Raw genomic sequence first — 15,612 nt, forward strand, 5'->3', positions numbered from 1 at the left:
ACATCAACCCGGAGCTCTCTATCCGAACAAAAATTACGCTTGTTCTACTTCCACAAACTCGTCAGAACCTGGTTTTACTGCTTCCAGAACTTCATTTACCGCGTTTGCACGGCCTTCCAAGATTGCATCAGCGACACCGCGTGCATACAAAGCAATTGCCTTGGAGGAGTCATCATTACCAGGAATGATGTAAGCAACACCTTCAGGAGAGTGGTTAGTATCGACCACACCGATAACAGGGATGCCCAGTTTAGCTGCTTCAGTGATCGCGCCTTTGTGGTAACCAACGTCAACCACGAAAATTGCATCAGGAATGCCAGCCATATCCTTGATACCGCCAATCGATTTTTGCAGTTTAACCATTTCACGCTCAAACATCAGCGCTTCTTTTTTAGACAGCTTCTCAACAGAACCATCTTCAATCGCTGCTTCCATTTCTTTCAGGCGCTTGATCGATGTTTTGACTGTTTTGAAGTTAGTCAGCATACCGCCCAACCAACGTTGATCAACGTAAGGCATACCTGCACGTTGCGCTTCTGCAGCGATGATTTCGCGAGACTGGCGTTTTGTACCAACCAGCAGAATTGTGCCGCGGTTTGCAGCCAATTGACGGATATGCTTCATCGCTTCCTGGTACAAAGCCAGTGTTTTTTCCAGATTAACGATATGAATCTTGTTGCGGTGACCGAAAATGTACGGTGCCATTTTTGGATTCCAAAAACGGGTTTGGTGACCAAAGTGCACGCCAGCTTCCAGCATTTCACGCATTGTTACGGACATAATAAACTCCAGGGTTAGGTCTTGAATCCAGCCAGTGATCTCGCCGCCGGAGCAGAAAGACACCCTTTTCGACCGGATTCGATTGATAAGAATATGAATTAACCTATAAGAAATTTGCATTCATTTACAAGCTAACCATCTATTCTACTATGAAATTGCGATTCTTCTCAAGTATGAAGTTGACTTCACTGCGACAGACAGGCTTTTCACGTCTATAATTGGCGACTACTCTGCTGATAGCACTTTTTTTATCGCACTTTCCCACGCAGCGACGCGTGACAGTCCCATCGGCGATCGCTGCCCTACTACAAACAATATGGAATCCATTTCAATTAAAACCGCGGAAGATATCGCCGGTATGCGCATTGCTGGCAGACTCGCGTCTGAAGTTCTTGACTACATCACGCCGTTTGTTCAGGTTGGAGTCACAACCGGCGAGCTTGACCGTCTTTGCCATGAGTATATGGTGAATGTGCAGGGCACGATTCCGGCTCCGCTGAACTACTGCCCCCCTGGTTACACCCCTTACCCGAAAGCCATCTGCACTTCGGTCAATGACGTGATCTGTCACGGTATTCCCGGTGATAAGGTGCTGAAAAACGGCGACTCCGTTAACCTGGATATCACGGTAATAAAAGACGGTTATCACGGAGATACCAGCCGCATGTTTTTACTCGGTGAACCATCCATTTTAAGCAAGCGCCTGAGTCAGATTACCTACGAATGCATGTGGCTGGGCATCTCAAAAATCAAGCCAGGCGCTTATCTGGGTGATATCGGACATGTGATTCAGCAACATGCTGAGAATGCTGGTTACAGTGTGGTCCGCGAGTTTTGCGGACATGGTATCGGCAAAGTTTTCCACGAAGCGCCTCAGGTGATGCATTACGGTAAGCCCGGCACCATGGAAAGACTGGAGGCAGGCATGATTTTCACGGTAGAACCCATGATTAATGCCGGTCGGCGCGAGATTCGCGCTATGGGCGACGGCTGGACCATACGCACCAAAGACCGCAGCTTATCTGCACAATGGGAACACACGGTACTCGTCACGGAAACCGGTTACGAAATTCTGACCCTGTCAGCTGGCTATCCACCTATCCCTGACTACATTCAACTCGTATAAACTTACAAAGCGAACCGGAACAATGCTTTCACCAGCACTTGCATTCAAAGAAGAGATCAGAGCAGCGCAAGCGTCAGCAATCCAGACGTTTAATGACAATCACAAAGCTGAACTGCTGCTGAAAGGATTATGCCGCAGCGTGGATCATGTGCTGGAAAAGATCTGGAAGCATTTCGGGGTTCCCAAAGAATGTTCGCTGGTCGCAGTCGGCGGCTATGGCCGCGGTGAACTTTTCCCCCATTCCGATGTTGATGTTCTGATCCTGCTCGACAAAGCACCGACACCGGAAACTCAAAGCAAACTTGAGTGTCTGGTGCAGCTGTTCTGGGATATTGGCCTTGATATTGGACACAGCATACGTACTATTGATGAATGCCTACAGGAATCTGCTGCAGATATTACCGTACAGACCAGCCTGCTTGAGGCGCGTCTGGTTTGTGGCAGCCGCAGCCTGTTCCGGAATCTGCAGCAGCGCTATGCAGAAGCGATGAATCCGCAGAAATTCTTTCAGGAGAAATTGCTGGAACTCCGGCAGCGGCATGTCAAATACGAAGATACGCCCTACAGTCTGGAGCCGAATTGTAAGGAAAGTCCGGGCGGTCTGCGCGACCTGCAGGTCATACTCTGGGTCGCCCGGGCAGCCAATCTTGGCAACTCCTGGCGCGAACTCGCTAACCGCGGTCTGATCACGAATACCGAGGCACATCAGCTCAAGCGCAATGAGCGCGCCTTCAAAGACATACGTGCTCGCCTGCACATCATTTCCGGACGGCGCGAAGACCGGCTCATCTTTGATATACAGACACCGATTGCAGAATCTTTCGGATTCAAAACGACAGACTCGCGACGTGCCAGCGAGTATCTGATGCAGCGCTATTACTGGGCTGCCAAAGCGGTTACTCAGCTGAATCTGATACTGCTGCAAAATATAGAGGCCGTTCTGTTTCCACAGCCATCGGTACCACGCCCGATTAATGAACGCTTTAATGAGGTCAATGGCTTCATCGATATCGCCTCCGATGACACGTTTCAGAGCAACCCTTCTGCCCTGCTGGAAATTTTCCTCGTCATGGCGCGTCATAGCGAGCTGAAAGGCATGACAGCAAGGACAACGCGGGCACTGTGGCATGCACGCTTACTGATTGATGCTGAATTCAGACACAATATTTTCAACCGCTCACTGTTTTTACAGATATTGCAAGCACCACAGGGTATCACCCATGCATTACGGCGCATGAATCAGATGAGCATACTCGGCCGTTATCTGCCTAATTTCCGGCGGATTATCGGGCAGATGCAACACGATCTGTTTCATGCCTACACCGTCGATCAGCATATTCTGATGGTCGTGCGCAATCTGCGCCGCTACACGATGCCTGAGCACGCCCATGAATATCCATTCTGTAGTCAGCTGATTGCCAATTTCGATGAACCCTGGGTGCTGTATATTGCGGCGCTGTTCCATGACATTGCCAAAGGTCGCGGCGGTGACCATTCCGTACTTGGAATGGCCGATGCGAAAAAGTTTTGCTATGATCACGGGCTCAATCGCGCGAATACGGAACTGGTGATTTTCTTGGTGCAGAACCATCTGACCATGTCACAGGTCGCGCAAAAACAGGATTTATCCGATCCGGACGTGGTACTGAATTTCGCCAATTTAGTCAAAGACGAACGTCATCTGACCGCCTTGTATTTGCTGACAGTATCCGATATCCGAGGCACCAGCCCGAAAGTATGGAATGCCTGGAAAGGCAAGCTGCTGGAAGATCTGTATCGCATGACTTTGCGCGTGCTTGGTGGCGAAGCACCGTCGAAAGACAGCGTATTAAAAAATCGCCAGAACGATGCACTGAAAGCGCTGCGCCTGGTCGGCATTCCGCCCGATGCGCATGAAAAGCTCTGGCAACAACTCGATGTCGGTTACTTTCTGCGTCACGATGCGTCTGACATTGCCTGGCAGACCCGGGTGTTATACGACAGAATTGACAGCAGCACGCCCGTCGTGAAATGCCGTTTATCGACGATAGGCGAAGGCCTTCAGATCACCGTCTATGTCAAAGATCAGCCGGATTTATTCGCACGGATTTGCAATTATTTCGACAGTAAAAATTTCGATATTCTCGACGCCAAAATCCACACCTGTAAAAATGGTTACGCCCTCGATACCTTTATGGTCAGCGAACCCAGCTTTGCACACCAGTACCGCGACATCATTAACCTGATCGAACACGAACTGAGCGAATCACTGGCACAGCAAACGCCATTATCGCCGCCGAATCGCGGCCGGCTGTCGCGCATGTCGCGTAATTTCCCTATTGTGCCAACGGTGGATTTACGGCCGGATGAAAAAGGCCAGTATTATTTATTGTCGATTTCTGCGAATGATAAAAACGGTCTACTGTATTCGATTGCAGAGGTACTGACGAAATATAAAATCAATCTGCACACCGCAAAAATCATGACTTTGGGTGAGCGGGTTGAAGACGTGTTTATCGTTGATGGCGCAGCATTGCAAGGTGCACGCACCCAGATTCAGTTTGAAACTGACCTGCTGGAAGCGTTAAGGGTGTAAACTCGCCTCCTTTTTTCCGGACTTGTATTATCCGGATTCACAGCCTGATATTTCACCATGACAGAATTAGTAAGACTCTCAAAACGCATGTCCGAACTCGGACTGTGCTCCCGCCGTGAAGCGGATGAATGGATCGCCCGCGGCTGGGTGCGCGTTGATGGTAAAGTTATCTCTGAACTCGGCAGCAAAGTATTACCCCATCAAAAAGTCACGGTTGAACGGCAAGCTGCGGCAGAACAATCCAAGCGCGTCACTGTGCTGATTAACAAACCGGTTGGTTATGTCAGCGGTCAGGCTGAAGATGGTTATACACCGGCGATTGCACTGATTAAGCCGGAAAACCGCTGGTCAGAATGTAAGGTCAATACGGCATTTCATCCTACCCAGTTACGCAGCCTGGTACCTGCCGGCCGCCTCGATATTGATTCCGTTGGCTTATTGGTGCTGACGCAGGATGGCAGGATTGCTAAACAACTGATTGGTGAAAATACAGTCGTCGAAAAAGAATATCTGGTACGGGTGGCTTATACAAAGCCGGGCAGATTACCTGACGCAGATTTGCGTCGTCTGAATCATGGTCTGACACTCGACGGTAAGAAATTGCTGCCTGCCAAAGTCAGTTGGCAAAATGAAGATCAGTTGCATTTCATTTTGCGTGAAGGGAAAAAACGCCAGATTCGCCGCATGTGCGATATGGTGGGCTTGCGCGTTCTTGGATTAAAACGGGTGCGGATCGGTAAAGTCAGACTGGGTAATTTACCTGAAGGACAATGGCGCTATCTGCGTGAAGACGAACAATTTTGATCGCTAAAAAGCACGATCTGATATCGCTGAATAAGATACTCCCCCCTGTTTTTGTCTTTTTACACCTCATGTCCTTAAATAATAAGGGCTGTAAATAATACTCCGGGGGAGTATATTTGAGCCCTGCCAAGCCTGATGCAGGATTAATCGTCGTCTGCCGGGTCCAGTTCTGGAAATAAGACTTCGGTAAAACCGAATTGCGTCATATCGCGGATCCGCATCGGATACAAAATGCCGTTCAGATGATCGCATTCATGCTGCACGACACGCGCATGAAAACCATCGACGTCACGACGGATAGGATGACCAAACTGATCGACACCTTCATATCGCAAAGACGACCAGCGCGGTACCAGCCCGCGCATTCCGGGTACCGATAAACACCCTTCCCAGGCCTCGTCGGTTTCGTCACTGAGTGGTGTCAGCACGGGATTGAGCAATACTGTTTCCGGTACAACGGGTGCATCGGGATAGCGCGGATTCGATTTAAAGCCAAAAATAACCAATTGCAGATTCACGCCGATTTGTGGTGCCGCCAGACCTGCGCCATTCGCTGCAACCATGGTCTCAAACATCTCACTGATCAACTTGTGCAGTTCGGGCGTATCAAATTGTGTGACTGGCTCTGCGACGCGCAACAAACGCGGATCGCCCATTTTCAAAATCGGATGGATCATGTTTTTTCCTTACTTCAGATTGATAGCTATCGCGACAGCCAAGATACATCAGTTTAAAAAAGACACAAAAAAAAGACCAGGTCGTAATGACCTGGTCACGCTGCAATTATGTGGCTGATTACTTGATCGATTTTAAGAATTCGCTAAATTCTGCGCTGGTTTCTTTGTGTTTCAAACCAAGTGCCACACTGGCTTTCAGATAACCGAGTTTAGAGCCGCAGTCATAACGGGTCGCTGCCGGACGGAATGCATAAACAGGAAAATCTTTGAGCATCGCTGCGATGCCATCAGTCAGTTGAATTTCACCGCCAGATCCCTTACCCAGATTTTCGAGGTAAGAGAAAATACGACCGGACAGAATATAACGTCCGACCACTGCCAGCGTGGAAGGTGCGACATCCGGCATCGGTTTTTCAACAATTCCCTGCATGCGTTCCAGTCTGTCTTTGTACGGAGTACCGCTGACGATACCGTACTGACGGGTGAACTCACGCGGCACATCCTGTACAGCAATGATACTGCCGCCCTCAGCCTCGTATTGTTTCGTCATCTGCGCCATGACCGATGGCTGGCCCTCATCAGCATCCATCAGATCGTCGGCCAGCAAAACGGCAAAAGGATCATCGCCGATCACCGGACGGGCGCACAGCACCGCGTGACCAAGTCCAAGTGCTGCAGGTTGACGGATATAAATACAATTGACGCTTTTCGGAATCACATTGCGTACGAGATCAAGCAGAGCCTCTTTGCCAGCGGCCTCCAGCTCGCTTTCGAGCTCGTAGGCTTTATCAAAATGGTCTTCAATCGCACGTTTGTTCCGTCCGGTGATAAACACCATTTCTGTAATCCCTGCTTCCACTGCTTCTTCGACCGCATACTGAATCAACGGCTTATCAACGATAGGCAGCATTTCCTTTGGTTGCGCCTTGGTCGCCGGCAAAAAACGGCTGCCCAAACCGGCAACAGGGAAAACGGCTTTTTTAATTTTTCTCATTTCAGCTCCTGGAACATAATTGAAGTAAATCTGCTTCTGTCAAAACTGCGATGCCTAATTCTCTTGCCTTTACTAATTTACTGCCGGCGTCCTCGCCAGCCACAACATAGCTGGTCTTTTTTGAAACGGATCCCGCTACCTTGCCGCCTGCCGCTTCAATCATGGCGCTCGCCTGATCGCGCGTTAAGGTCGGCAGCGTTCCGGTGAGAACAAATGTTTTTCCCTCAAAGATGCCTTCATCCTCTGCTGTCTGCGGCAACTGCTGTAGTAATTCCTGCGCGATTTTTTCCAGTTCCCGCAAACGCTGCCGGTTTGCAGGAACTGCCAGCCATTGCATCAGTGCCGCATGCACGTCAGCTGGCAAACCCAGATCGGTAAAGCCGCCCTCGCCCAATTCGACCAGACTCGCCATCGACATACCGCGATCCTGTAATTGCTTACAGCGGGTCGCCGTCAGCTTGGGAATATCCAGCGCTGTCAGCAGCACTGAAAATTCAAGGCGATCTCGCAACTTCGCGCTGGGCGCATGCTCATCTTTGGGGACAACATCTGCCTTGAGAAGCGCATCCAGCGCCTGCTGATTTTTGGGTTCGGCAAAAAAATCAGCAATCGCTTCAGCAACCGTCGCGCCAATATCCGGCAACGCCCGGAAGATGGCAGCAGGTGCATGGCGTATCAATGCAAGCTGGCCAAGCCAGTCGGCCAGGGTTTTCGCTGTCGATTCTCCGACATGCCGGATACCGAGAGCAAATAACAGACGATCCAACGCTGGCTGTTTGCTGGCGGTAATCGCTGTTAGCAGGTTTTCCGCCCATTTAGTCGCGATTTTCCCCTGCTGCACCGTTTCAGGCGTGATGCCATCGCGCTCGTCCGCCCGCTGCTTCATTTCCAGCAGGTTATCCAGCGTCAGCTTGTACAAATCGGCAATGCCATGCACGTAGCCAAGTTCAACCAGGTTCTCGATGTAACGTTCACCCAGACCTTCAATATCCATCATCCTGCGACCTGCAAAGTGGCGTATGGCCTCTTTTCTTTGCGCAGAACAAAATAAACCTCCTGAGCAACGCGCGATCGCTTCCCCTTCTTCTCTGACTACGTGAGAACCGCAGACAGGGCAGACTTTTGTCATATCAAAAGCAGCAGGTGCAGGTTCCGGGCGCCGCTCCAGCACCACGGCAACCACTTCAGGAATCACGTCTCCGGCACGGCGCACAATCACGGTATCACCACTGCGGACATCCTTACGCCTGACCTCATCTTCATTGTGCAACGTCGCGTTGGTGATGGTGACACCACCAACGAATACCGGCGCCAGTCTTGCTACTGGCGTCAGGGCACCGGTGCGGCCGACCTGAATATCAATTCCCTGCACCACGGTCATTGCCTCTTCGGCGGGAAATTTGTGTGCAAGCGCGAAGCGCGGTGCGCGTGATACAAAACCCAGTTCTGCCTGCTGCGCGAAGTCGTTCACTTTATAAACGACGCCATCAATCTCATAGGCCAGCGCGGGACGCTTCTGTTGTATCGTGCGATAAAAATCGAGCAAACCAGCCGCGCCACTGACCAGCGCATTTTCTTCACAGACCGGAATACCCAGTTCGCGGTACCACGCCAGCAGCGCGCGATGCGACGCCGGCAACGCAGCCCCCTCCAATGCACCGATGCCATAGGCAAAAAAGCGTAAATGGCGTTGTGCCGTGATTTTGGAATCGAGCTGACGCAAACTACCAGCCGCCGCATTACGGGGATTAGCGAATTCTTTGGCGCCGGCATCACGCTGGCGCTGATTCAGTTTTTCAAAGTCGCGCTTGAACATCAGCACTTCGCCACGCACATCCAGCAACGCTGGCGGGTGTGGCGTATTCAGGCGTAGCGGTATGCTGCGTATGGTGCGGATATTTTCCGTCACATCTTCGCCGGTAAAGCCATCACCGCGTGTTGCCGCCTGTGTCAACATGCCATTGACATAACGCAGGTTGATGGCGAGGCCATCGAACTTCAGATCAATCGCATACTCAATCGCTGCATTGACTGCCAGTCCTTCGCGCACCCGCTTATCAAACGCATGCACGTCTTCATCTTCAAACCCATTGTTCAAAGACAGCATAGGAACTGCATGCTGCACTTGTCCGAATTCCGGCAAGGCCTGGCCACCGACGCGAGAGGTCGGCGAATCGGCACTTTTCAGGTCGGGGAAATCTGTTTCGATTTTTTGCAATTCAGCGAATAACTTGTCGTATTCGCTGTCAGGAATAAGCGGCTGGTCCTGCACATAATAGGCATGACTGTGACGCTCAATTTCACGGCGCAAGTAGGCAGCGCGTTCAGCCGCCACTGACACCGGGTCAGCTGGCTGACCGAATAAATCGTTTTGCATGAAACAAGACTGCCGGATTAGCTGAATAAACGCTGAGCACGGACAGAGCCAGCCGGAATCTGTGCTTCTGCCATCGCGGCATAAAATTCGCTGACCTGGCCGGCGATTTCATCTAACGCTGCTTTGGAAATAGGCTGATTACCATCGTCAACAACCGTACCGCCAAGGCGCGTCGCCAGAGAACGGGCGCAGGCTGCCATCGCACCGAAACCGTCGCGCGAAGGTGCGACACAAGGCACATCTAGCAACAAGGTCAGGCGGGATGTCATGGTTTCGCTGACGCTGACATTGGTCGATAACGTGAATAGACTGCCACCGTCGCCGTCCGGCATCATCAGACGACCATCCGGGCGCTGATCGAATCCCATTTTTTCCAATGCGGCGATCAGTGTATTGAGCGCCCACGCCGCACCATTCGCGACGACGTTCACGCTCAATTGCGCATCATGTTCAGCGACAAACTGATGCAGCTCACGTGCATGTGAAATCACCGTGTTCATGTCAGGAATATCAGGATGGGCATTCAGATTATCTGCAATCGCACGCAATTTCATGACGAACTCAGAATATTCAAGTTCATTCAGTGCGCCGCTGCGACTGACCATCTGTATGCCTGCGAACAAGCTGGTATAGGCACCGCCAATCGCAATCACATCACGTTCACCACCAGGGGTCTGACCGATGAAATGGACCGGCTTCTTACCGACATATTTCAGATCAGCAATCTCTGCAAGGATTCTTTCGCCGCGAACGGGCGTATCAAATTCCAACGGAATTACACAATCAATCAGCTCATCAACAGGTAAGTCTTTTTCTGCCGGAACGACCGTTGCTGTTTCTTGTGCTTCTGCGCCGGATTCAGTCTCAGTGCTGTCTGGCAGCACCGGCTCGGCAGGGCTTGATACGGACGTATTTTCATCGACCAGAACAGGCTCATGTCTTTGCGTCACATCTGACGCCAGATCAGGATTGAGCAAAACATCATCCTGTCCGTCATCAAAAGCATTTTCGACCGTTTTCTTGGCTTTGTACTCCTGCCATTTATTAAAAGCGAACACACCAACGACTAAAGTACCGCTGATAGCTAATAAACTTAATTGTAGATCTGTCATGCTGCTTGAGCCTCAGTAGCAAAATTGACGGCAGATTCCATATCCACCGCCACAATTCGGGAAACCCCCTGTTCCTGCATGGTGACACCGATCAGTTGCTGTGCCATTTCCATTGCAATCTTATTGTGGGAGATAAATAAAAACTGGGTATTTGACGACATGCGTTTCACCATATTACAGAAACGCTCGGTATTTGAGTCATCCAAAGGCGCATCCACTTCATCAAGCAAACAGAATGGCGCTGGATTGAGCTGAAACATAGAAAATACCAGCGCGGTCGCTGTCAAGGCTTTTTCACCGCCGGACAGCAGATGTATCGTCGCATTCTTTTTGCCCGGAGGCTGCGCCATCACCTGTACGCCTGAATCCAGAATTTCATCGCCGGTCATGATCAATTTGGCCTGTCCGCCACCGAACAACACCGGGAACAATTCGGCAAAGTGATGATTGACTTTGTCGAAAGTATCCTGCAGCAGTTCGCGCGTTTCCATATCAATCTTCTGGATGGCATCTTGCAAGGTGGTGATTGCTTCGGTCAGATCGGCGTGCTGAGCGTCAAGGAAAGTTTTGCGCTCCTTCGCCTGCGCCAGTTCGTCCAGCGCCGCCATATTCACCGCACCCAGCGCAGCAATCGCATTGTTCAGACGCGTCACTTCACCCTGCAGATAGGACGGTTTCAAATCCGGATGCAGTTTCTCTGACAATGCGACCTCGTCAACCTCAAAATTACGCAGTTGCTCTTCGTATTGTTCTTGTGAGAGGCGCGCTGCCTGCTCTTTCAGTTGCAACTCAACGATGCGGTCGCGCTGCGGCTGCAAACCTCGTTCAGTCTGCGCTTTATTATCTTCATATTGCCGCAATTGCTGCGTCAGCTGATCCAGTTCATGTCGCGCATCGGCCAGCGCACGTTCCTGATCACTGCGACGATCCAGCAAATCCTGCAAGCCCGCCTGTGCGGTCTGGTCATCCATCGACTCCAGCTCCAGCTGGCCTTGCTGCATGCTGGCGAATAATTGTGCAGACTGCTCCAGCGCGGTCGCAATATTACGGCGCAGCTCTTCCATTTTGCTGCGATGAGACTTTTCAGCGAAAGTGGCTTCCTGTGCCGCCAGCTCCAGATCACGCAACTGCTGACGCGCCTGATTCAGTTGCTGTTCTTTTTCCAGATACGCCGTTTGTTCTTGTTCATGCGACTCCTGCAATTCAGCCAGTTCCATATCGAGCATTTCGAACTTTTGCTCGGATTCAGCTCTGGCCTGTTGCTGCTCGCTCTCTTGCGCGGCAATTTCAGCCAGATCCGTGCTGATCTGCGTACTCCGCTGATTAAAGCGCTCCTGCACTTCCGCCAGTTTCATGTATTCAATCTGCAGACTATGCGTCGTTTGTGTCAGCGTTCCGACGCGCTGGCGCAGTTCCTGCAACTGCTGTGTCGCCTGGCTATACATGGTCTCAGCACGTACCGAGCGCGCTTTAGCCTCATCTGCCAGCAGTTGTTTTGCACGGCATTGCTTACTGATATTCTCGATTTCCTGCTGACGGCCAAGCACACCATCCTGCTCGGAATCCGTCGCGTAAAAACGCACGCTGGAACGGGAAATAACGTGCCCCTGCCGTGTAATGAAGACTGCGCCCGGCGGCAACTTCACACGATCGATAAAAGCGGCGGCAACGTCTTCTGCAACATAAACCTGATGCAGCCAATCGTGCATCAGACTGCGCACACCCGCATCGTTAAGCTGTAACAGGCTGATGAAAGGCTTTAATCCGGGGAGAGCGACAGGCTGATCGGCCAGAATTTGCGGGCTATATACGGCAAGCTTTGCCGGCGGTGCATCATTAAAAAACGCTTTTGCCCAATCAAGATTGGACATCTCCAGCGAGGAGGTACGCTCACGCAAGACAGATTCCAGCGCCGTTTCCCAGCCTGCTTCAATATGTAGTTTCTGCCAGAGTTTAGGTAAGCTCCCGAGCTCGTGCTTTTCCAGCCATGGCTGCACTTTCCCTTGCGTCTGGACTTTTTCCTGTAATTGTTTCAGTGCCAGCAGACGGGCTTCGAGCTGAGCTAATTCAGCGGCATCCTGATTCACCTGTTGCTGCGCCTGTTTGCGCTCTTCTTCGAGCACAGGCAAACGTTCCTGTGTTTCTTCGAGTTGCAGACTCAACTCTTCCAGCATTTGTTTTTTTTCTTCCAGCTGGAAAGACAAATTATCCAGATGACTGGAATCCGGCATCGCCAGGCCCTGTTTTTCTTGAAGCAACCGCTCTTTACGCGATGCCAGCGTATTCAGAATATTGGAGGCATTACGCTGATGCGCGGATTCCAGTTCAATCTGCTGCTGCATCTGCATAATCCGGGCGCGGGATTCGGTCGTTTTCAGTTGCGACTCGCGCCACAACTGCTCCATGGCCGGTAAGGTGTCTTGCTGGGACTGCACAACTTCTGCGGCTTGCTCGGCACGCATCGCCAGTTCTTCAACCTGAATTTCAGCTTCGGAAAGCTCATCTTGCAACTGATGACTCTGACGTTGCCACTGGTCGCGCTGGGCTGTCAGCGAATGAAGCTGAGACTGCAGACGGCTACGTGATTCGATCACAAACTTGATTTGCGCTTCCAGGCTGCCGATTTCCGCGTTCGTCTGATACAGATGTCCCTGTGCCTGATGCATGTGGTCGCCGACTGCATAATGAGCCTGACGCATTTGCTCAAGTTCAAGTTCTACATGACGCAGCTTAGCAGTCTGCTCCTCGAGGTCGAGCTGTGTTTTTTCTATTTCAGCAAAATATTTTTTCTGTTCATTAGCAGCTTCGTTTTTACGCAGCAACCATAATAATTTCTGTTTTTCTTCCTGATCCGATTGCAACTCATGGAATTTATTAGCGACGACCGCCTGCGCTTCGAGTTTTTCCAGATTGTTGTTCAGCTCGCGCAGAATATCTTCGACGCGCACCAGATTTTCATGGGTGTCGTGAATACGGTTTTCAGTTTCACGGCGTCGCTCTTTATAACGTGAGACACCGGCAGCCTCTTCGAGGAAAATGCGTAATTCTTCCGGGCGCGCTTCGATAATCCGCGAAATCATACCCTGACCGATGATCGCATAAGCACGCGGCCCTAGACCAGTGCCGAGGAAAATATCCTGAATGTCACGACGGCGTACCGGCTGGCCGTTGATGTAATAAGTGGAAGTGCCGTCGCGGGTCAGCGTGCGCTTAACAGCAATCTCGCCGTACTGACTCCATTGCCCCGCCGCTTTGCCCAGACTATTATCAAACACCAGTTCGACTGAGGCCCGGCCGGCAGGTTTTCTGTGCGTGGAACCGTTAAAAATGACGTCCTGCATGGATTCGCCACGCAACTCTGAAGCTTTTGATTCACCCAGCACCCAGCGCACCGCGTCAATGATGTTGGACTTGCCGCAGCCATTCGGCCCGACGACGCCGACCAACTGACCTGGCACCTGAAAATGAGTGGGTTCAACGAAAGATTTGAACCCCGACAATTTAATAGAAGTTAATCGCACTTAATGAAATATTATTATCGTTTGCAGACAAACCCGTTACTGCGTTCACATTCCCTTCAAAGCAACATCTCATTACCTTGCAGGTACCTGGCTATCAGGCCAGCATCATACCATTTGATCAGTAGAATTTTCATGCATGAAGTTTAAGAAAACGCTAACTTTAGCGTTATTTTGTGAGAATTTTTACAAATTGACCCGGCGAAATATACACAATGCCCGTCTCTGAAGAATCTGGCAAAGGCTATAATACGAAATTCTGTCAACTCGCCACCGGTTAGACGTATGTCGGTCATGAGATTGCATATTAAGCCGGGTGGCGGCAGACGCTGCATCATCCAAGACATCAGCCTGAGACACTCCCGTATTGATCACTAATCGAAAAATGCACTTTCATCCCCACCTCGCCAAGTTGCAACCGTATCCTTTTGAGAAACTCAAACGCCTGTTTACTGACATCAGCCCTAATACGGCTTATACGCCGATCAGCCTTGGCATCGGTGAGCCAAAACATCCTACGCCTGAATTCATCAAACAGGCTCTGATCGCTAATATGGCGGGACTGGCGAGCTATCCGGCGACGGCTGGTTCGGATGCATTGCGTAAGTCGGTTTCGGAATGGGCAGCGCGGCGCTACGCGATTCCTGCGCTCAATCCGGCGACACAGATTTTGCCCGTGAACGGCTCACGGGAAGCCTTGTTTTCGCTGACGCAGACGATCATCAATACGGAAGAATGTCAGGATGGTTTGCCACTGGTGTTGTGTCCGAATCCTTTCTACCAGATTTATGAGGGCGCAGCGTATTTATCCGGCGCAGAACCGTATTTCGCGAATGCGGATCCGCAACGCAATTTTGCCCCGGATTACAAAAGCATTTCCGAAGACATCTGGAAGCGCGTGCAGTTATTGTTTATCTGTTCCCCGGGCAATCCTACCGGTGCCGTGCTGAATCTGGATGACTGGAAAGAATTATTTGAGCTGTCAGACCGCTATGGTTTTGTGATTGCGGCCGACGAATGTTATTCCGAGATTTATTTTAAGGAAGAAGCACCTTTAGGTAGCTTGCAGGCGGCCCAGCTACTGGGACGCCCAGACTATCAACGACTGATCACTTTATCGAGTTTATCGAAACGCTCCAACGTTCCGGGTATGCGTTCCGGTTTTGTTGCCGGCGATGCGGAAATCATTAAAAAATTCCTGCTGTATCGCACCTATCACGGCAGTGCAATGAGCCCAATGATACAAGCCGCATCGATAGAAGCGTGGAATGATGAAACCCATGTTGAAGAAAACCGCGCCAAGTACGTCAAAAAATTTGCCCAGATCACACCACTGTTGCAAGAAGTACTGGATGTGCAGTTACCCGATGCCGCCTTTTATTTGTGGGCCAAAGTTGATCACCTGAATGGGATCAGCGACACCGAATTCGCACGGCGCTTATACCAACAATATAATGTGACGGTACTGCCGGGCAGTTATCTCGCCCGCGAAGCGCATGGCATTAATCCGGGACAAAACCGCATACGGATGGCGCTGGTTGCTGAAGTTGACGAATGTCTGGAAGCAGCGCAACGCATCGTCGCATTTTGCAAAAACCTGCGCGACGAATAATACTGAACACAGCAGATACATAAATTCAGACATATTT

At 50.9% G+C, this 15,612-nt stretch carries 10 protein-coding genes; 4 read left to right on the forward strand and 6 right to left on the reverse strand.

What is annotated here, in order from left to right:
• Positions 1–33: 33 nt before the first annotated feature.
• On the reverse strand, positions 34–780 hold the full coding sequence (rpsB, locus tag ACOTSW_RS15615) for a 30S ribosomal protein S2 (protein ID WP_423680002.1): 747 nt from the start codon (positions 778–780) through the stop codon (positions 34–36).
• Positions 781–1,096: 316 nt separating this feature from the next.
• Between rpsB and map the strand changes: the two genes are divergently transcribed.
• The 3 genes from map to ACOTSW_RS15630 are packed head-to-tail and all read left to right on the forward strand — an operon-like array spanning position 1,097 to position 5,285.
• The gene (gene map / locus ACOTSW_RS15620) at positions 1,097–1,906 is read left to right on the forward strand and encodes a type I methionyl aminopeptidase (protein WP_423680003.1); all 810 of its coding nucleotides are present in this window, start codon (positions 1,097–1,099) and stop codon (positions 1,904–1,906) included.
• Positions 1,907–1,928: 22 nt separating this feature from the next.
• Entirely contained in the window at positions 1,929–4,481 is a 2,553-nt protein-coding gene (locus tag ACOTSW_RS15625) for a [protein-PII] uridylyltransferase (protein WP_423680005.1), read from the forward strand.
• 57 nt (positions 4,482–4,538) lie between these two features.
• Entirely contained in the window at positions 4,539–5,285 is a 747-nt protein-coding gene (locus ACOTSW_RS15630; protein WP_423680006.1) for a pseudouridine synthase, read from the forward strand.
• Between the two features lie 143 nt (positions 5,286–5,428).
• Here ACOTSW_RS15630 and def read toward each other — a convergent pair whose 3' ends face one another.
• The 5 genes from def to smc form a co-directional block, all read right to left on the reverse strand.
• The gene (gene def / locus ACOTSW_RS15635; RefSeq protein WP_423680007.1) at positions 5,429–5,962 is read right to left on the reverse strand and encodes a peptide deformylase; all 534 of its coding nucleotides are present in this window, start codon (positions 5,960–5,962) and stop codon (positions 5,429–5,431) included.
• Between the two features lie 118 nt (positions 5,963–6,080).
• Positions 6,081–6,956: a UTP--glucose-1-phosphate uridylyltransferase GalU gene (gene galU / locus ACOTSW_RS15640; protein ID WP_423680008.1), complete on the reverse strand. Its 876-nt coding sequence runs from the start codon at positions 6,954–6,956 to the stop codon at positions 6,081–6,083.
• A 1-nt stretch (position 6,957) separates the two neighbouring features.
• The gene (ligA, locus tag ACOTSW_RS15645; RefSeq protein WP_423680009.1) at positions 6,958–9,333 is read right to left on the reverse strand and encodes an NAD-dependent DNA ligase LigA; all 2,376 of its coding nucleotides are present in this window, start codon (positions 9,331–9,333) and stop codon (positions 6,958–6,960) included.
• 17 nt (positions 9,334–9,350) lie between these two features.
• On the reverse strand, positions 9,351–10,445 hold the full coding sequence (locus ACOTSW_RS15650; protein WP_423680010.1) for a cell division protein ZipA C-terminal FtsZ-binding domain-containing protein: 1,095 nt from the start codon (positions 10,443–10,445) through the stop codon (positions 9,351–9,353).
• The gene (smc, locus tag ACOTSW_RS15655) at positions 10,442–13,966 is read right to left on the reverse strand and encodes a chromosome segregation protein SMC (RefSeq protein WP_423680011.1); all 3,525 of its coding nucleotides are present in this window, start codon (positions 13,964–13,966) and stop codon (positions 10,442–10,444) included. Before smc ends, ACOTSW_RS15650 begins: the two co-directional genes overlap by 4 nt.
• 382 nt (positions 13,967–14,348) lie before the next feature.
• Between smc and dapC the strand changes: the two genes are divergently transcribed.
• The gene (gene dapC, locus ACOTSW_RS15660; RefSeq protein WP_423680012.1) at positions 14,349–15,575 is read left to right on the forward strand and encodes a succinyldiaminopimelate transaminase; all 1,227 of its coding nucleotides are present in this window, start codon (positions 14,349–14,351) and stop codon (positions 15,573–15,575) included.
• Positions 15,576–15,612 lie beyond the last annotated feature (37 nt).

Source organism: Undibacterium sp. WLHG33 (assembly GCF_049544815.1).
In the GTDB taxonomy this organism is placed as follows: domain Bacteria; phylum Pseudomonadota; class Gammaproteobacteria; order Burkholderiales; family Burkholderiaceae_D; genus Undibacterium.